At 70.8% G+C, this 17,748-nt stretch carries 18 protein-coding genes; all 18 read left to right on the top strand.

The features are described 5' to 3' along the window. The first annotated feature begins 194 nt into the window (after positions 1-194). The 18 genes from rpmE to SCWH03_RS09070 all read left to right on the top strand — a co-directional run bounded on the left by rpmE (position 195) and on the right by SCWH03_RS09070 (position 17,647). On the top strand, positions 195-419 hold the full coding sequence (gene rpmE / locus SCWH03_RS09155) for a 50S ribosomal protein L31 (RefSeq protein ID WP_173263656.1): 225 nt from the start codon (positions 195-197) through the stop codon (positions 417-419). A gap of 103 nt (positions 420-522) precedes the next feature. After that, positions 523-1,596: a peptide chain release factor 1 gene (prfA, locus tag SCWH03_RS09150; RefSeq protein WP_173263655.1), complete on the top strand. Its 1,074-nt coding sequence runs from the start codon at positions 523-525 to the stop codon at positions 1,594-1,596. A gap of 43 nt (positions 1,597-1,639) precedes the next feature. Beyond that, positions 1,640-2,521, top strand: a complete 882-nt coding sequence (gene prmC, locus SCWH03_RS09145) for a peptide chain release factor N(5)-glutamine methyltransferase (RefSeq protein WP_173263654.1) — start codon at positions 1,640-1,642, stop codon at positions 2,519-2,521. Positions 2,522-2,663: 142 nt separating this feature from the next. Beyond that, on the top strand, positions 2,664-3,311 hold the full coding sequence (locus SCWH03_RS09140) for an L-threonylcarbamoyladenylate synthase (RefSeq protein WP_173263653.1): 648 nt from the start codon (positions 2,664-2,666) through the stop codon (positions 3,309-3,311). Positions 3,312-3,339: 28 nt separating this feature from the next. Next, positions 3,340-3,990 carry an arsenate reductase/protein-tyrosine-phosphatase family protein gene (locus tag SCWH03_RS09135; protein ID WP_173263652.1) on the top strand — a complete coding sequence of 217 codons (651 nt, stop codon included), beginning with the start codon at positions 3,340-3,342 and terminating at the stop codon, positions 3,988-3,990. Between the two features lie 449 nt (positions 3,991-4,439). Beyond that, positions 4,440-5,702 (top strand): serine hydroxymethyltransferase, encoded by a 1,263-nt coding sequence (gene glyA / locus SCWH03_RS09130; protein WP_173263651.1) that lies wholly within the window; start codon positions 4,440-4,442, stop codon positions 5,700-5,702. Between the two features lie 300 nt (positions 5,703-6,002). After that, positions 6,003-7,409 (top strand): MraY family glycosyltransferase, encoded by a 1,407-nt coding sequence (locus tag SCWH03_RS09125; RefSeq protein WP_216854727.1) that lies wholly within the window; start codon positions 6,003-6,005, stop codon positions 7,407-7,409. Between the two features lie 515 nt (positions 7,410-7,924). Next, on the top strand, positions 7,925-8,362 hold the full coding sequence (locus SCWH03_RS09120) for a Cg1360 family ATP-synthase-associated protein (protein ID WP_173263649.1): 438 nt from the start codon (positions 7,925-7,927) through the stop codon (positions 8,360-8,362). Positions 8,363-8,588: 226 nt separating this feature from the next. Then, complete coding sequence (atpB, locus tag SCWH03_RS09115; RefSeq protein ID WP_503827450.1) at positions 8,589-9,407, top strand: F0F1 ATP synthase subunit A; 819 nt, start codon at positions 8,589-8,591, stop codon at positions 9,405-9,407. Between the two features lie 81 nt (positions 9,408-9,488). Next, a complete protein-coding gene (gene atpE / locus SCWH03_RS09110) occupies positions 9,489-9,725 on the top strand; it encodes an ATP synthase F0 subunit C (RefSeq protein ID WP_138053101.1) in 237 nt (78 codons plus the stop codon). Between the two features lie 41 nt (positions 9,726-9,766). Then, the gene (locus SCWH03_RS09105; protein ID WP_173263648.1) at positions 9,767-10,315 is read left to right on the top strand and encodes a F0F1 ATP synthase subunit B; all 549 of its coding nucleotides are present in this window, start codon (positions 9,767-9,769) and stop codon (positions 10,313-10,315) included. Beyond that, positions 10,312-11,127 (top strand): F0F1 ATP synthase subunit delta, encoded by an 816-nt coding sequence (locus tag SCWH03_RS09100; protein ID WP_173263647.1) that lies wholly within the window; start codon positions 10,312-10,314, stop codon positions 11,125-11,127. Before SCWH03_RS09105 ends, SCWH03_RS09100 begins: the two co-directional genes overlap by 4 nt. Before the next feature lie 146 nt (positions 11,128-11,273). After that, complete coding sequence (gene atpA / locus SCWH03_RS09095) at positions 11,274-12,872, top strand: F0F1 ATP synthase subunit alpha (protein WP_173263646.1); 1,599 nt, start codon at positions 11,274-11,276, stop codon at positions 12,870-12,872. Between the two features lie 20 nt (positions 12,873-12,892). Further along, positions 12,893-13,810, top strand: coding sequence for a F0F1 ATP synthase subunit gamma (locus tag SCWH03_RS09090; RefSeq protein ID WP_173263645.1), 918 nt, complete (start codon positions 12,893-12,895; stop codon positions 13,808-13,810). Beyond that, positions 13,810-15,264: a F0F1 ATP synthase subunit beta gene (atpD, locus tag SCWH03_RS09085; protein WP_173263644.1), complete on the top strand. Its 1,455-nt coding sequence runs from the start codon at positions 13,810-13,812 to the stop codon at positions 15,262-15,264. The genes SCWH03_RS09090 and atpD overlap by 1 nt, the downstream gene beginning before the upstream one ends. Positions 15,265-15,451: 187 nt before the next feature. After that, positions 15,452-15,823 carry a F0F1 ATP synthase subunit epsilon gene (locus SCWH03_RS09080; protein ID WP_173263643.1) on the top strand — a complete coding sequence of 124 codons (372 nt, stop codon included), beginning with the start codon at positions 15,452-15,454 and terminating at the stop codon, positions 15,821-15,823. Positions 15,824-16,049: 226 nt separating this feature from the next. Further along, positions 16,050-16,496 carry a DUF2550 domain-containing protein gene (locus SCWH03_RS09075; RefSeq protein ID WP_173263779.1) on the top strand — a complete coding sequence of 149 codons (447 nt, stop codon included), beginning with the start codon at positions 16,050-16,052 and terminating at the stop codon, positions 16,494-16,496. A gap of 302 nt (positions 16,497-16,798) precedes the next feature. Next, a complete protein-coding gene (locus SCWH03_RS09070; RefSeq protein WP_173263642.1) occupies positions 16,799-17,647 on the top strand; it encodes a hypothetical protein in 849 nt (282 codons plus the stop codon). Positions 17,648-17,748 lie beyond the last annotated feature (101 nt).

The following is a 17,748-nucleotide window of genomic DNA, read 5'->3' as shown; positions in this document are numbered from 1 at the left end:
CGCCGCCGTACTGCCGCGTCCGCGCGGTCGCCGCTCACCGCCCCCGTCCCGGCCCCCGCCCCGGGGAATACCTGGCGGTGACCCCCGGTTTTGGGAGATACGGCCGGTCCTGGCAGACTGGTACGTCGGCCCCGGTTCACGTGCGCGCACCCCGCGTGTGCGACCCGGCGCCCTCCCGGAACTAGGAGAATCCCTTGAAGCGCGACATCCACCCCGAGTACGTCGAGACCCAGGTGAGCTGCACCTGCGGCGCGTCGTTCACCACCCGCAGCACCCTCCAGGGCGGCACGATCCGCGCCGAGGTCTGCTCGGCGTGCCACCCGTTCTACACGGGCAAGCAGAAGATCCTCGACACCGGTGGCCGTGTGGCCCGCTTCGAGGCCCGCTTCGGCAAGGCTGCCGGCTCCGCCAAGAAGTAGCGAGCCACTGCGCCGGTCCACGGCCGCCCCCGCACGGGCGGCCGTGACCGGCGCTTTGCCGTCTCTCCCGCAGCCATCCAGCGTCACCCACCAGGAGCATCCGATGTTCGAAGCGGTCGATGAACTGGTCGGCGAGCACGCCGACCTCGAGAAGCAGCTCGCCGACCCTTCGGTCCACGCCGACCAGGGACACGCGCGTCGGCTCAACAAGCGGTACGCCGAGCTGACCCCGATCATCGGCACCTACCGCGCCTGGAAGCGGACCGGGGACGACATCGACACGGCCCGCGAACTCGCCGCCGACGACCCCGACTTCGCCGCCGAGGTCAAGGACCTGGAGAAGCAGCGCGAGGAACTCACCGAGAAGCTGCGGCTGCTCCTCGTACCCCGCGACCCCAGCGACGACAAGGACGTCATCCTGGAGATCAAGGCGGGGGCGGGCGGCGATGAGTCGGCGCTGTTCGCCGGCGACCTGCTGCGGATGTACCTCCGCTACGCCGAGCGCGTCGGCTGGAAGACCGAGATCATCGACGCCACCGAGTCGGAGCTCGGCGGCTACAAGGACGTCCAGGTCGCGGTGAAGCTCAAGGGCAACGCGACCCCCGAGCCGGGCCAGGGCGTCTGGGCACGGCTGAAGTACGAGGGCGGGGTGCACCGCGTGCAGCGCGTCCCCGCCACCGAGTCCCAGGGGCGCATCCACACCTCCGCCGCCGGCGTCCTCGTGACCCCGGAGGCCGAGGAGATCGACGTGGAGATCAGCCCCGCCGATCTGCGGATCGACGTCTACCGCTCCTCGGGCCCCGGCGGCCAGTCCGTCAACACCACGGACTCCGCGGTGCGCATCACCCACGTCCCCACCGGGGTCGTCGCCTCCTGCCAGAACGAGAAGAGCCAGCTCCAGAACAAGGAGCAGGCGATGCGCATCCTGCGCTCCAGGCTCCTCGCGGCGGCGACGGAGGCGGCCGAGCAGGAGGCCGCCGACGCCCGCCGCAGCCAGGTCCGTACGGTCGACCGCTCCGAGAAGATCCGTACGTACAACTTCCCGGAAAACCGGATCTCGGACCACCGCGTCGGCTTCAAGGCGTACAACTTGGACCAGGTGCTCGACGGTGAGCTGGACGCGGTGATCCAGGCCTGCGTCGACGCCGACTCCGCCGCGAAGCTCGCCGCGGCGTGAGCCGCGCAACCACGAACGACCCCGCCCAGCCCGGAGGACCAGCGTGCAGTCGCTCCCCGGGGGACGATCCCGGTCCCCCCGCTCCCTGCTGCTAGCCGAGGTGGCCCAGGCCACCCGGCGGCTGGCCGACGCAGGGGTGCCCTCACCGCGCTTCGACGCGGAGGAACTGGCCGCCTTCGTCCACGGCGTCAAGCGCGGCGAACTCCACCTGGTCGAGGACGCGGACTTCGACGCCCGCTACTGGGAGGCCGTCGCCCGCCGCGAGGCCCGGGAACCGCTGCAGCACATCACCGGACGCGCGTTCTTCCGCTACCTGGAGCTCCGGGTGGGCCCCGGGGTCTTCGTACCGCGCCCCGAGACCGAGTCGGTCGTCGGCTGGGCCATAGACGCGGTGCGCGCCATGGACGTCGTCGAGCCGCTCGTCGTCGACCTGTGCTCCGGCTCGGGCGCCATCGCGCTGGCGATCGCCCAGGAGGTGCCGCGGTCCCGGGTGCACGCCGTCGAGCTGTCCGACGACGCGATCGGCTGGACGCGGAGGAACGCCGCGGGATCCCGGGTCACCGTCCACCAGGGGGACGCCCTCTCGGCCGTCCCCGAACTCGACGGGCAGGTCGACCTGGTCATCTCCAACCCGCCGTACATCCCGCTCACCGAGTGGGAGTACGTGGCCCCGGAGGCACGTGACCACGACCCGCAGATGGCGCTGTTCTCCGGTGAGGACGGCCTCGACACCATCCGCGGCATCGAGCGCACGGCGCACCGGCTGCTGCGCCCGGGCGGTCTCGTCGTCGTCGAGCACGCCGACACCCAGGGCGGTCAGGTGCCCTGGATCTTCAGCGAGGAGGCGGGCTGGGCCGACGCGGCCGACCACCCCGACCTCAACAACCGCCCGCGCTTCGCGACGGCCCGCAAGGCCATGCCGTGAGGGCCCCCGGCGCGAGGAGGTCCCGGCCGCACCGGGGCCGCGCACCGGGGACCGCTGGCGCACACCCGGCCGCCGGGGCGGGGGCCACCCCGGCCGGGAGCCGGGCGGAGAACAGAGTGACCGACAACGAGGAGGCCCGCTGATGGCTCGGCGATACGACTGCAACGACGCGACGGACCGCGCCACCGGCCTGCGGGAAGCCGCCTCGGCCGTCCGCCGCGGCGAACTCGTCGTGCTGCCCACCGACACCGTCTACGGCATCGGCGCGGACGCGTTCGGCTCCGGGGCCGTCGCCGATCTCCTGACGGCGAAGGGACGCGGGCGCAACATGCCCACCCCCGTCCTCATCGGCTCGCCGAACACACTCCACGGACTGGTCACCGACTTCTCCGAGCAGGCGTGGGAACTCGTCGACGCGTTCTGGCCCGGGGCGCTGACGCTCGTCGCCCGGCACCAGCCGTCGCTGCAGTGGGACCTCGGGGACACCCGCGGCACCGTCGCCATCCGGATGCCGCTGCACCCGGTCGCCATCGAACTCCTCACCGAGGTCGGCCCGATGGCCGTGTCGTCGGCGAACCTCACCGGCCACCCGGCGCCCGAGACCTGCGACGCCGCTCGGGACATGCTCGGCGATTCGGTGTCCGTGTACCTCGACGGCGGTCCGACGCCCGGCAACGTGCCGTCCTCGATCGTCGACGTCACCGGCGAGGTCCCGGTCCTGCTGCGGGCCGGCGCCCTGGAGGCGGACGAGCTGCGCAAGGTCGTACCCGACCTCGAGGTGGCGCCGTGACCGGAGCGAACAGCCGGGGGCCGGCACAGTGACCGTCCCTGAGGGACGTGGCATAGAAGGTACGGCCGCCGCCGGCGGCACATTCCGGATCCTCCACGTCAGCACCGGCAACGTCTGCCGCTCGCCGATCACCGAGCGGCTGACGCGTCATGCCCTCAGCCGCCGGCTCGGCGACCCCCTGGCCGGCGGGCTGCTCGTGGAGAGCGCCGGCACCTGGGGCCACGAGGGCGCTCCGATGGAGGCGAACGCCGCGACGGTCCTCACGGACTTCGGCGCCGACCCCGGCGGCTTCCTGGGGCGCGAGCTGCTCGACGAGCACGTCATCCGGGCGGATCTCGTGCTCACGGCCACCCGCGACCACCGGGCCCAGGTCATCTCCATGGGGCACTCGGCGGGCCTGCGCACCTTCACCCTGAAGGAGTTCACCCGGCTCGTGCGGGCCATAGACCCCGCGACCCTGCCCGACCCCGACCAGGACGGCGTCGTCGAGCGCGCCAGAGCCCTGGTGCGGGCGGCCGCGGCACTGCGCGGCTGGCTGCTGGCGCCGAGCGCGGAGGCGGACGAGGTCCACGACCCGTACGGGGGGCCCGTCACCTTCTTCCGGTCCATCGGCGACGAGATCCACCAGGCGCTGGACCCGGTGCTGACGGCGCTGACGGGCGTGCCCCCGAGCCGCTGAGGTGCACCCGAGGGGCCGCTGACCCGGGCCCCGCGCGGTGCCGCTGACCTGTGGGGCCTGGGCGCACCGCTGACGGCTGACGGTGGGGGCGCGCGGGCGGACCCCCGGGGCCCCCTGTCCGGGACCGGTCCTCCGCCGTTGTCCGGCCGCTCTGCCGCTGTCCGGCCTCTCCGCCGTCGTCCGGCGCCTCGCCGTCGTCCGGCCCCTCCGCCGTTGCCCGGCCCCTCGCCGTTCTCCGGCCTCTCCGCCGTGGTCCCGCCCGACGGCGTGGCAGCCGGCCGCTGCGCCCGATGGGCCGGTCCGGCCGCGGACCACCGGGCGGCCTGGTCGCGGCGTGGCCCGGACGGCCGAACGGGGCCGATCCGGGCCGCGGGACGGCGGGCGGCCGGGCGCCCCCGGACCTACATTGGAGGGGCCGTACACCCCCCACATGAGGCCGGGAGACCACGATGCCGGTCAGTACCCCCGCACCCGCCCGCATCCCGGACGCGCTCGCCGGTCTCGACGTCCTGCGCCGCCAGGACCCCGAGATCGCCGAGGTCGTGCTCGGCGAGACGGCCCGGCAGGCCGACTGCCTCCAGCTGATCGCGGCGGAGAACTTCACCTCGCCGGCCGTCCTCGCGGCGCTCGGCTCCCCGCTCGCCAACAAGTACGCCGAGGGCTACCCGGGCGCGCGCCACCACGGCGGCTGCGAACTCGTCGACGCCGCCGAGCGGATCGCGATCGACCGGGCCACCGCCCTCTTCGGCGCCGACCACGCCAATGTGCAGCCCCATTCGGGCTCCTCGGCGGTCCTCGCGGCGTACGCGGCGCTGCTGCGGCCGGGGGACACCGTCCTCGCGATGGGCCTGGCCTTCGGCGGGCACCTCACACACGGCTCACCGGCCAACTTCTCCGGACGGTGGTTCACCTTCGTCCCGTACGGTGTCGACGCCGAGTCGGGGCTGCTCGACTACGAGCACATCCTCAGGCTCGCGCGCGAGCACCGGCCGAAGGCCGTCGTGTGCGGATCGATCTCCTATCCGCGGCACCCCGACTACGCCGTGTTCCGGGAGATCGCCGACGAGGTCGGGGCCTATCTGATCGCCGACGCCGCCCATCCGATGGGCCTGATCGCCGGGGGAGCGGCCCCCAGCCCGGTCCCGCACGCGGACGTCGTGTGCGCCACGACGCACAAGGTGCTGCGCGGACCGCGGGGCGGCATGATCCTCTGCGGCAGCCATCTGGCCGAGCGGATCGACCGCGCGGTGTTCCCCTTCACCCAGGGCGGCGCCCAGATGCACACGATCGCCGCCAAGGCCGTCGCGTTCGGCGAGGCGGCGACGGCGAGGTTCGCCGGCTACGCCCACCAGGTCGTCGCCAACGCCAGGGTCCTCGCGGAGGGGCTGGAGGCCGAGGGCTTCGCGGTCACCACCGGCGGCACGGACACCCATCTGATCACCGCGGACCCGGCGCCGCTCGGCGTGGACGGCCGCACGGCCCGCGGGCGGCTCGCCGCCGCCGGAATGGTGCTCGACACCTGCGCGCTGCCGTACGGCGACGGCCGGGGCATCCGCCTGGGCACCGCTGCCGTCACCACCCAGGGCATGGGGCCGGCCGAGATGGCGAGGATCGCCGTGCTCTTCGGCACGGCACTCGGCACGGGCTCCGATGACATCCACCGCGTGCGCGAGGAAGTACGGGATCTGGCCAGGAGGTTTCCGCCCTACTGAGACCGGACTGCGGCCGGATCGTGGGCGGACTGCGGGGGATCGCGGGAGGATGGAAGGTGCTTTGCGGCGGGACCGGTGCCGGAGGGGGCGCGTGGCAGGCGATCGGGAGCGAGGCGGGAACCCCCTGGGGAACAGGTCGGGAACCTCTCCGGAGCCGGTCCGGAATCTGCCGCACGGGGCCGGATCCTCGGCCGACGCGGGGACCTGCAACCGTCCGGGCCGCTGGTATGTCCTCAGGCATGTGGTCAACAAAGCTAGTGTGTGGGGCTGAGATGGCCAGCGATTCCTCTGGGGCAGCCCGTGCGTGATTACCTGCTGACGCTCTGCGTCACGGCTGCGGTGACCTACCTTCTGACCGGACCGGTGCGGAAGTTCGCCATCGCGACCGGGGCGATGCCGGATATCCGGGCCCGTGACGTCCACCGTGAACCGACGCCGCGGCTCGGCGGCATCGCCATGTTCTTCGGCCTGTGCGCCGGCCTGCTCGTCGCCGACCATCTGCAGAACCTCAACAGTGTGTTCGAGCTCTCCAACGAGCCCCGCGCCCTGCTCTCCGGCGCCGCGCTGATCTGGCTGATCGGCGTGCTGGACGACAAGTTCGAGATCGACGCCCTGATCAAGCTCGGCGGCCAGATGATCGCCGCGGGTGTGATGGTGATGCAGGGCCTGACGATCCTGTGGCTGCCGATCCCGGGCGTCGGGACGGTCTCCCTCACCCAGTGGCAGGGCACGCTGCTGACGGTCGCGCTGGTCCTGGTCACGATCAACGCGGTGAACTTCGTGGACGGCCTGGACGGCCTGGCCGCGGGCATGGTGTGCATCGCGTCCGCGGCGTTCTTCCTGTACGCGTACCGGATGTGGTTCGGCTACGGCGTCGAGGCCGCGGCTCCGGCGACCCTGTTCGCCTCCGTGCTGATGGGTATGTGCCTGGGCTTCCTGCCGCACAACATGCATCCGGCGCGGATCTTCATGGGCGACTCGGGATCGATGCTGATCGGCCTGGTGCTGGCCGCGTCCGCGATCTCGGTGACGGGCCAGGTGGACCCGGACGCGCTGAAGCTGTTCGAGGGCGGCACCCGGCAGGCCACCCACGCCGCGCTGCCGGTCTTCATTCCGCTGCTGCTCCCGCTGACCATCATCGCCATTCCGGTCGCCGACCTGCTGCTGGCGATCGTCCGGCGGACCTGGAAGGGCAAGTCGCCGTTCGCCGCCGACCGCGGCCACCTCCACCACCGACTGCTGGAGATCGGGCACTCGCACAGCCGCGCGGTGCTGATCATGTACTTCTGGTCGGCCCTGATCGCGTTCGGGGTCGTCCTCTACTCGGTCCACAGCGCCTCGATGTGGATCGTGTTCGTCATCGTGGTGCTCAGCTTCGTGGGCCTGGTGCTGTTGCTGCTGCCGCGTTTCACTCCGCGGGCGCCGCGCTGGGCGGAGTCCTTCGTCCCGCCGCGCTACCGCCGCCGGCGGCGTGCCGCGGCGCCTGTGCCGGCCCCGGCGCGGGGCGTCCCGGCCGGCCGGGCGGCGGACCGCACGGATCCGGTCGATGCGGTCGATGCGGTCGATCCTGTCGATGCGGTCGGCGTCGCGGATCCCGCCGATCCGGCTGCGGTGAGCCCCGAGGACGGGCGTATCCCGGTGCCCGCGGGAATCAACGGGGCGACGGCGATCGGGTCGCGTTCGCGGTTCACGGCGGCGCGGAAGTAGTGTCAACCGGGGCCACGCCGATCGGCCACACAATGTGATGAAAAGATGGCCGGGCGGGGGCGGCCCGCGTCCCCGGGGTCGTGATGCCGGCGGTCCGGTCGCCACGGCAGTGCCGTCTCAGGGCTGCCCGGCGGTCACGGCGGTCCGGCCTCCCGGGAACCGGTGGTCCGGCAGTGCCCGGCGGTTCGGGCGCCCCGGGAACCGGCGGTCCGGCAGTGCCCGGCATGTGCCGTCCGGGGATCCCGGACGAGTGCCGAGAGGGCACTCACGCCCAATACCAGACAAAGCGGTAATGTGTCCTGCACACACGCGCGACCTCACTCTCATGTGTGAGAGTTGGCACACCAACGGGTAAAGACCTCTTCAAATAGATTGTGATACGGTTCACGAGAACCGGAGACAGAGCCGAAGGACCGCAGTGCGACGGTCTCTTCGGTGCCCGAGACCCACCTCGGACCGGATCCACGCTCGTCCTCGACGACACCCCTGCCCCACCACCCAGCGGAGTTGACGCCATGCCGTCCAATGACGTCCGGACTCTCCTTCAGACCGTCGTGCCCACCGCCGCCGTCGGCGTGCTCGCCGCGATCGTCAGCGGTGTGGTCGCCGGCGGCAAGGGGGCCCTCGGCGCGGTCGTCGGCACTCTGGTGGTCATCCTCTTCATGGGTATCGGGATCGTGGTGCTGCAGCGGACCGCGAAGAGCTTCCCGCAGCTGTTCCAGGCGATGGGCCTGATGCTCTACACAACGCAGCTGCTCGTGCTGTTCCTCTTCGTCGCCGCCTTCAAGGACACCACCCTGTTCAACCCCAGGACCTTCGCGGCCTCGATCGTCGCGTCGACGCTCGTCTGGGTGGCCGCACAGGCCCGTGCCCATATGAAGGCCAAGATCCTCTACGTCGAACCGGAGCCGTCGGAAGCCCGCAGGGGCGAGAAGACGGGGCCGTCGGCGTGACGGGTAGGGCCGGGATAAGTGCGCGTTCGAGGAACTGCTATCGTCCGGTGCCAACTGCGGCACTGCGGGCGCGGGCATCTGAGCTGACGCCTGCTCGATCGCGAGGCCTCGATGCCTGACCGCCGCCCCCACATCCGAAACACCAGTCCGGTGCCGACTCGCGGCTGCGCGCCGCGCCGACACAACGAGGTTGCCGAACCCATGCGTCACGCCGAAGGAGCCCGCGGTGAGTGCTGAACAGACCACGCTCGCCTTTGACTGGAGCTGCCGCATCCTGGCCGACAACGGCTGTGGCTTTCCGGCGCCGGGCCTGCACTCCTTCCTCTTCCAGCCGATCGCCACCGTAGGCGGCTTCGAGTTCAACAAGGTGATGCTGCTCGCGCTGATCACCACGCTCGTCGTCGTCAGCTTCTTCTACGCGGCGTTCGGCAGGGCGAAGGTCGTCCCGGGCAAGCTGCAGATGATCGGCGAGGCGGGCTACGACTTCGTGCGCCGCGGGATCGTCTACGAGACCATCGGCAAGCGGGAGGGCGAGAAGTTCGTCCCGCTGATGGTCTCCATCTTCTTCTTCGTCTGGATCATGAACATCTGGTCCGTGGTCCCGCTGGCCCAGTTCCCGGTGGCGTCGATCATCGCGTACCCGATGGTCCTGGCCCTGATCGTCTACGTGATCTGGGTCTCGCTGACCTTCAAGCGCCATGGCTTCGTCGGTGGCTGGAAGAACATCACCGGTTACGACTCGTCGCTCGGCCCGATCAAGTGGCTGGTCTCGTTCATCGAGTTCTTCTCCAACCTGCTGGTCCGCCCCTTCACCCACGCGGTCCGGCTCTTCGCCAACATGTTCGCCGGACACCTGATGCTGGTGATGTTCACCGTCGCCTCCTGGTACCTGCTGAACAGCTGGCTCATCCCGGCCGCCGGCGTCTCCTTCGTGATGACGATGGCCATGATCGTCTTCGAGCTCTTCGTCCAGGCCGTCCAGGCGTACGTCTTCGTCCTGCTGGCCTGCTCCTACATTCAGGGCGCTCTCGCCGAGCACCACTGAGCCCCGCCTCGCCCGCACCCCTCCCCAGAACCGTCCGGTGGCCAACCCCCACCGGTCCGTAAATGAAAAGGAAGAATCAGCATGGCTGCCACTGAGACCCTCGCCGCTGTCTCCGGTTCGCTCGGCTCCATCGGCTACGGCCTCGCCGCCATCGGCCCCGGCATCGGCGTCGGCATCGTCTTCGGTAACGGCACCCAGGCCCTGGCCCGTCAGCCCGAGGCCGCCGGCCTGATCCGCGCCAACCAGATCCTCGGCTTCGCCTTCTGTGAGGCGCTCGCCCTCATCGGCATCGTTATGCCGTTCGTTTACGGTCAGTGAACTAACACTTCACCGACCACTTATCGACGAAAGGCACTGATGTGATCGCCAACCTCGTTCAGCTGGCGGCCGGGGAGGAGCAGAACCCGCTCGTTCCCCCAGGCCCCGAGCTGCTCGTCGGCACGATCGCCTTCGCCATCGTCTTCTTCTTCCTCGCCAAGAAGCTCCTCCCGAACATCAACAGGGTTCTGGAGGAGCGCCGCGAGGCCATCGAAGGCGGCATGGAGAAGGCCGAGGCGGCCCAGGTCGAGGCCCAGAGCGTGCTCGAGCAGTACCGCGCTCAGCTCGCCGAGGCCCGTCACGAGGCCGCGCGTCTGCGCCAGGAGGCCACGGAGCAGGGCGCCGCGATCATCGCCGAGATGCGTGCGGAAGGCCAGCGGCAGCGCGAGGAGATCGTCGCCGCCGGCCACGCCCAGATCGAGGCCGACCGCAAGGCAGCGGCGTCCGCGCTGCGCCAGGACGTGGGCCAGCTGGCCACCGACCTGGCCGGCAAGCTGGTCGGCGAGTCCCTCGAGGACCACGCCCGCCAGAGCCGCGTCATCGACCGCTTCCTCGACGAGCTCGAGGAGAAGGCCGAGGCTGCCCGATGAACGGAGCGAGCCGCGAGGCACTGGCCGCCGCACGCGAGCGTCTCGACGCGCTGACCGACAGCACGTCGGCCGACGCGGCGAAGCTCGCCGAGGAGCTGGTCGCCGTCACCGCGCTGCTCGACCGCGAGGTGTCGCTGCGTCGGGTCCTGACCGACCCGGCGCAGCCCGGTGAGGGCAAGGCCGAGCTGGCCGCCCGGCTGCTGAGCGGTCAGGTGGGCGGCGAGTCCGCCGACCTGGTCTCCGGGATGGTCCGCTCCCGCTGGTCGCAGTCCCGCGACCTGGTGGACGCGCTGGAGAAGCTGGCGGCCACCGCCGAGCTCACGGCCGCGCAGCGGGCCGGCGCCCTGGACGGGGTGGAGGACGAGCTGTTCCGGTTCGGCCGGATCGTCGCGTCCAACCCGGACCTGCGCGCCGCGCTGACCGACCGCACCGCCACGGCGGCCGCCAAGTCCCAGCTGGTCCGCGGCCTCCTCGGCGGCAGGGTCGACCCCGTCACCGAGCGGCTCGTGGTCCGTCTCGTCACGGCACCGCGTGGACGTAGCCTGGAAGCGGGACTGGAGTCCCTCTCCAAGCTGGCCGCCGAGCGCCGGAACCGGCTGGTCGCCGTGGTCACCTCCGCGGTACCGCTGTCCGACCGGCAGAAGCAGCGCCTCGCAGCCGTACTGGCGAACGTGTACGGCCGTGAGATGCACCTGAACCTGGACGTGGACCCCGGGGTCCTCGGCGGGATCTCGGTGCGGGTCGGCGACGAGCTGATCGACGGGACGGTCCTGGACCGCATCGCCGGGGCGCAGCGCCGCCTCGCGGGCTGACCGGCCACCACGTCACAGAAGAATTGCTAGAGCGGCCCGGTTGGGCCGCAGAGGATTCCTGGGGGTCCCGCGGCGCGAGCCGTCATGGACACAGCCCCAGACCCCCAAAGAAACTTCGGGCCCAACAAGGAGAGCAGGGAACCCAGATGGCGGAGCTCACGATCCGGCCGGAGGAGATCCGGGACGCGCTGGAGAACTTTGTCCAGTCGTACAAGCCGGACGCGGCCTCGCGCGAGGAGGTCGGTACGGTCAGCCTTGCCGGCGACGGCATCGCGAAGGTCGAGGGTCTTCCCTCGACGATGGCCAACGAACTGCTGAAGTTCGAGGACGGCACCCTCGGCCTCGCCCTCAACCTCGAGGAGCGCGAGATCGGTGCCATCGTCCTCGGTGAGTTCAGCGGTGTCGAGGAGGGCCAGCCGGTCCAGCGCACCGGCGAGGTCCTGTCCGTCGCCGTCGGCGAGGGCTACCTCGGCCGCGTTGTCGACCCGCTCGGCAACCCGATCGACGGCCTCGGCGAGATCGAGACCTCGGGCCGCCGCGCCCTCGAACTGCAGGCCCCCACGGTCATGCAGCGCAAGTCGGTCCACGAGCCCATGGAGACGGGCTACAAGGCCGTCGACGCGATGACCCCGGTCGGCCGCGGCCAGCGTCAGCTGATCATCGGCGACCGCCAGACCGGCAAGACCGCCCTGGCCGTCGACACGATCATCAACCAGCGCGACAACTGGCGCTCCGGCGACCCGTCGAAGCAGGTCCGCTGCATCTACGTCGCCGTCGGACAGAAGGGCTCCACCATCGCGTCCGTGCGCGGCGCGCTGGAGGAGGCCGGCGCCCTCGAGTACACGACGATCGTCGCCGCCCCGGCGTCCGACCCGGCCGGCTTCAAGTACCTGGCGCCGTACACCGGCTCGGCCATCGGCCAGCACTGGATGTACGAGGGCAAGCACGTCCTCATCGTCTTCGACGACCTGTCGAAGCAGGCCGACGCCTACCGCGCCGTGTCGCTGCTGCTGCGCCGCCCGCCGGGCCGTGAGGCCTACCCGGGTGACGTCTTCTACCTGCACTCCCGTCTGCTGGAGCGCTGCGCCAAGCTGTCCGACGACATGGGCGCCGGCTCGATGACCGGTCTGCCGATCGTCGAGACCAAGGCCAACGACGTCTCGGCGTTCATCCCGACCAACGTCATCTCCATCACCGACGGCCAGTGCTTCCTGGAGTCCGACCTGTTCAACGCCGGTCAGCGCCCGGCCCTGAACGTCGGTATCTCGGTCTCCCGCGTCGGTGGCTCCGCCCAGCACAAGGCCATGAAGCAGGTCTCCGGCCGGCTCCGCGTCGACCTGGCCCAGTACCGCGAGCTGGAGGCGTTCGCCGCCTTCGGTTCCGACCTGGACGCCGCTTCGAAGTCCGCCCTGGAGCGCGGCAAGCGCATGGTCGAGCTGCTGAAGCAGCCGCAGTACGCCCCGTACTCGACGGAGAACCAGGTCGTCTCCATCTGGGCCGGTACCACCGGCAAGATGGACGACGTCCCGGTCGAGGACATCCGCCGCTTCGAGTCCGAGCTGCTCGAGTTCCTGCACCGCGAGCACAAGACGCTGATGACCTCCATCCGCGAGGGCGGCAAGATGTCCGACGATCTGCTGGAGAAGCTCGCCGAGGCGATCGCCGACTTCAAGAAGCAGTTCGAGACCTCCGACGGCAGGCTGCTCGGCGAGGACGCTCCGGCGGCCGTCAACGCCTCGAAGTGACGACGGAAGGGACCTGACTCATGGGAGCCCAGCTCCGGGTCTACAAGCGTCGTATCAAGTCGGTCACCGCGACGAAGAAGATCACCAAGGCGATGGAGATGATCTCCGCCTCGCGCATCGTCAAGGCGCAGCGCAAGGTGGCGGCCTCCACTCCCTACGCGACCGAGCTGACCCGCGCGGTCACGGCGGTGGCGACCGGTTCGAACACGAAGCACCCGCTGACCACGGAGGCGGAGTCCCCGGCCCGTGCCGCGGTCCTGCTCCTCACGAGCGACCGCGGTCTGGCCGGCGGCTACTCGTCGAACGCCATCAAGACGGCCGCCCGGCTGACCGAGCGGCTGCGTGGCGAGGGCAAGGAGGTCGACACCTATGTCGTCGGCCGCAAGGGCGTGGCCTACTACGGCTTCCGCGAACTGACGCTCGCGGACTCGTGGACGGGCTTCACCGACAACCCGTCGTACGCCGACGCCAAGGAGATCGCGGCGCCCCTGATCGAGGCGATCGGGAAGGACACGGCCGAGGGCGGCGTGGACGAGCTCCACATCGTCTTCACCGAGTTCGTCTCGATGCTGACGCAGACGCCGGTCGACGGCCGGCTCCTGCCGCTCAGCCTCGGTGCGGCGGGGGCCGGGGGCGGCGGGAAGGGCGAGCTGCTTCCGCTGTTCGACTTCGAGCCGTCGGCGGAGGACGTCCTCGACGCCCTGCTGCCGCGGTACGTCGAGAGCCGGATCTACAACGCCCTGCTGCAGGCCGCGGCTTCCGAGCACGCGTCCCGCCGCAAGGCGATGAAGTCGGCGACCGACAACGCGGGTGAGCTGATCAACACCTACACCCGACTTGCCAACGCGGCCCGCCAGGCCGACATCACCCAGGAAATCAGCGAGATCGTCGGTGGCGCGAGCGCCCTGGCCGACGCGACCGCGGGGAGTGACTACTAATGACCACCACTGTTGAGCCGACCGTTCCGGCCGGCGTGGCCACCGGCCGCGTCGCGCGGGTCATCGGCCCGGTCGTCGACGTGGAGTTCCCCGTCGACGCGATGCCGGAGATCTACAACGCGCTGACCGTCGAGGTGCCGGACCCGGCGACCCCGGGCGCCACCAAGACCCTCACCCTCGAGGTCGCACAGCACCTCGGCGAGGGCGTCGTGCGCACCATCTCGATGCAGCCCACCGACGGCCTGGTCCGCCAGGCCCCGGTGACCGACACGGGCAAGGGCATCACCGTCCCGGTCGGCGACTTCACCAAGGGCAAGGTGTTCAACACCCTCGGCGAGGTGCTGAACGAGCCGGAGGCGAACGGCCAGGAGTCCGAGCGCTGGGAGATCCACCGCAAGGCCCCGAAGTTCGAGGACCTCGAGTCCAAGACCGAGATGTTCGAGACCGGCCTGAAGGTCGTCGACCTTCTCACCCCGTACGTCAAGGGTGGAAAGATCGGCCTGTTCGGTGGCGCCGGTGTCGGCAAGACCGTCCTCATCCAGGAAATGATCATGCGTGTGGCGAAGCTGCACGAGGGCGTTTCCGTGTTCGCCGGTGTCGGCGAGCGCACCCGTGAGGGCAACGACCTCATCGCCGAGATGGAGGAGTCCGGCGTTCTGGACAAGACCGCTCTGGTCTTCGGCCAGATGGACGAGCCCCCGGGCACCCGTCTGCGGGTCGCCCTGGCCGGTCTGACCATGGCGGAGTACTTCCGCGATGTGCAGAAGCAGGACGTGCTGTTCTTCATCGACAACATCTTCCGCTTCACCCAGGCCGGTTCCGAGGTGTCCACCCTCCTCGGCCGCATGCCGTCCGCGGTGGGCTACCAGCCGAACCTGGCGGACGAGATGGGCCTCCTGCAGGAGCGCATCACCTCGACCCGCGGTCACTCGATCACCTCGATGCAGGCGATCTACGTCCCCGCCGACGACCTGACCGACCCGGCGCCGGCCACCACCTTCGCCCACCTCGACGCGACGACGGTGCTCTCCCGTCCGATCTCCGAGAAGGGCATCTACCCCGCGGTGGACCCGCTGGACTCCACGTCCCGCATCCTGGACCCCCGCTACATCTCGCAGGACCACTACACGACCGCCATGCGCGTCAAGGGGATCCTGCAGAAGTACAAGGACCTCCAGGACATCATCGCGATCCTCGGTATCGACGAGCTGGGCGAGGAGGACAAGCTCGTCGTCCACCGCGCCCGTCGGGTCGAGCGCTTCCTGTCCCAGAACACCCACGCGGCGAAGCAGTTCACCGGCGTGGACGGTTCCGACGTTCCGCTGGACGAGTCGATCGCCGCGTTCAACGCGATCTGCGACGGCGACTTCGACCACTTCCCGGAGCAGGCCTTCTTCATGTGCGGTGGTCTCGAGGACCTCAAGAAGAACGCCAAGGAGCTCGGCGTCTCCTGAGTCCCGCGACTCACGACGGGGGGCGGGTCCCGCCCCCGCCCCCCGTGCCGCGCCTTCCCGGAGCCCTGAACCAGCCGCCCGCGCGGCGGGCCCCGGACGGCCCCGGGCGTTTCGGCGCCCGGGCCCCTATTAGACTTACGACCCAACACCCGGCATGACCGCCGGGTGGTGACCCGAGGAGCCACCCTTGGCTGCTGAGCTGCACGTCGAGCTGGTCGCCGCCGACCGCCAGGTCTGGTCTGGCCAGGCCGACCTGGTCGTCGCGCGCACCACGTCCGGCGACATCGGCGTCATGCCCGGTCACCAGCCGCTGCTCGGTGTGCTGGAATCGGGCCCCGTGACCATCCGTACGAGCGAGGCGACGGTCGTCGCCGCCGTGCACGGCGGTTTCCTCTCGTTCGCCGACAACAAGCTGTCGCTGCTGGCGGAAATCGCCGAGCTGGCGGACGAGATCGACACCCGGCGCGCCGAGCGTGCGCTGGAGCGTGCGAAGACCGAGGACGACGCCGCCGCCGGGCGGCGCGCCGAGGTTCGGCTGCGCGCGGTGGCGGTGCGCTGAGCGCATACCCGCCGATGAACCACCCTCAGCCGCGGCCCGGACTGGACTTCTCCAGACCAGGTCGCGGCTGAGGCAATGCAGGTGCACACGCAGGAAGACGCAGAAAGACGCAGGAAGACGCAGACGCGGGAAGACGCGGACGCGGGAAGATGCAGAGGCGAGCGCGAGCGCAAGCGCGGACGCAGGTCGTATTCCGCTACGGGACGAAGCGAGGAGGTCGGTGGAGATGTTCCTCGCTCTGCTGGTGAGCGGACTGGTCGTCGCACTGGTGGTGATCGGGCTCTTCGTCTTCGGCCTGCGCCGCAGACTCATCCAGCGCTCGGGGGGCACCTTCGACTGCAGCCTGCGCTGGAACGCACCGGACGATGACGACCACTCCGGCAAGGGCTGGGTGTATGGCGTGGCCCGCTACAACGGCGACCGGGTCGAGTGGTTCCGGGTCTTCTCCTACGCACCGAGGCCGCGCCGCGCCCTGGAGCGTTCGGCCATCGAGGTGGTCGCCCGGCGCCTGCCCGAGGGCGAGGAGGAACTGGCGCTGCTGTCGGACGCGGTCGTCCTCGGCTGCCTGCACGAGGGGAACCGTCTCGAACTGGCCATGAGCGAGGACGCCCTGACCGGCTTCCTCGCCTGGCTCGAGGCCGCCCCTCCCGGCCAGCGAGTCAATGTGGCCTGAGATGGGGGTGTCTCGGTGGGTGGGGGTGCCCCCGGACGGAGTCTGGGGGAGGGTCGATGTGGCCTGAGATGGGGGTGTCTCGGTGGGTGGGGGTGCCCCTGGACGGCCCCGATCGCGGTGCCGTCGGTCACCGCGGCCCCCCGGCAGCCGGGCCGCGGTGACCGACGGCAAGGGGCCCGGTCGCCGGTCCGCTCGTAAGCCCTTACGGAATCCGGGTGATGCTGGGCTCGGCGCCCCCCGCTTGGGCGAGGGCGGGCCGGTTCGCGCCACTGTCCGCGCCTGCGCGCGCATAGGCTCGCGCCATGAGTGCAGCGGACGGGAATGCCGGGGAGGGCACGGACGGCGGGGGACCGGATCGGGGAACTGACGGGCCGAAAGGCCCCGACGGCCCCGACGGCCCCGACGGCCCCGACGGCCCCGACGGTCCTGGCAGGCAAGGCGGCCCCGACGGCCACGGCGGTGACGAGCCGGCGGAGAAGGGGCGCGGAAGGGAACGGATCGAACTCTTCCTGACGGTCATCCTCGCGCTGGCCGCGGTCGGTACCGCCTGGGCCGGTTTCCAGAGCGCCAAGTGGAGCGGTGTACAGGCGAACTCCTACGCGCAGGCGTCCGCGGCACGCACCGAGTCCTCGCGGCGTTCGGCGGAGGCGGGCCAGCTGCTGACCATCGACGTGATCACCTTCACCCAGTGGCTCACCGCGCTCAATGACGAGATCGTCGCCGATCCGTCGAAGCGGCCGGACGGGGAGGGGACGTACACACCGGATCCAGACAGCGTCTCCGGCTTTCTCTTCAACCGTTTCCGCGACGAGTTCGGGCCGGCCGTGTCCTCCTGGCTCAGGATGCGCCCGCTGACCGACCCGAAGGCGCCGCCGACGCCGTTCGACATGCCGGAGTACCGACTCGCCGCGGAGGAGCAGGCCGAGCGCCTGGTGCGGGAGGCCGAGAGCAAGTCGGCGACGGCGCGCCAGGCGAACCAGCGGTCGGACAACTACGTGCTGACCGCGGTGCTGTTCGCCCTTGTCCTGTTCTTCGCCGCGGTGGCGGGCCGGGCCCGGGCGGGGCGCGCCCAGTGGGTGCTGCTCGGGCTCACCGTGGCCGCTCTGCTGACTGCCGTGAGTCTCCTGCTGTCCTACCCGGTGACGGTCTGACCAGAGGAATGCCGCGGGTACGGAAGCGGCGTCCGGCGCGTCGCCGCTGGGGAGCCGTGCCGCTGCCGCAGGAGCCGCCGCCCCGGCGGCCGGATGGGGAG

Source organism: Streptomyces pacificus (assembly GCF_011766325.1).
GTDB classification, from domain to species: domain Bacteria; phylum Actinomycetota; class Actinomycetes; order Streptomycetales; family Streptomycetaceae; genus Streptomyces; species Streptomyces pacificus.
The sequence above is the reverse complement of the archived record's forward strand: the minus strand, read 5'-3'. Positions and strand labels throughout refer to the sequence as shown.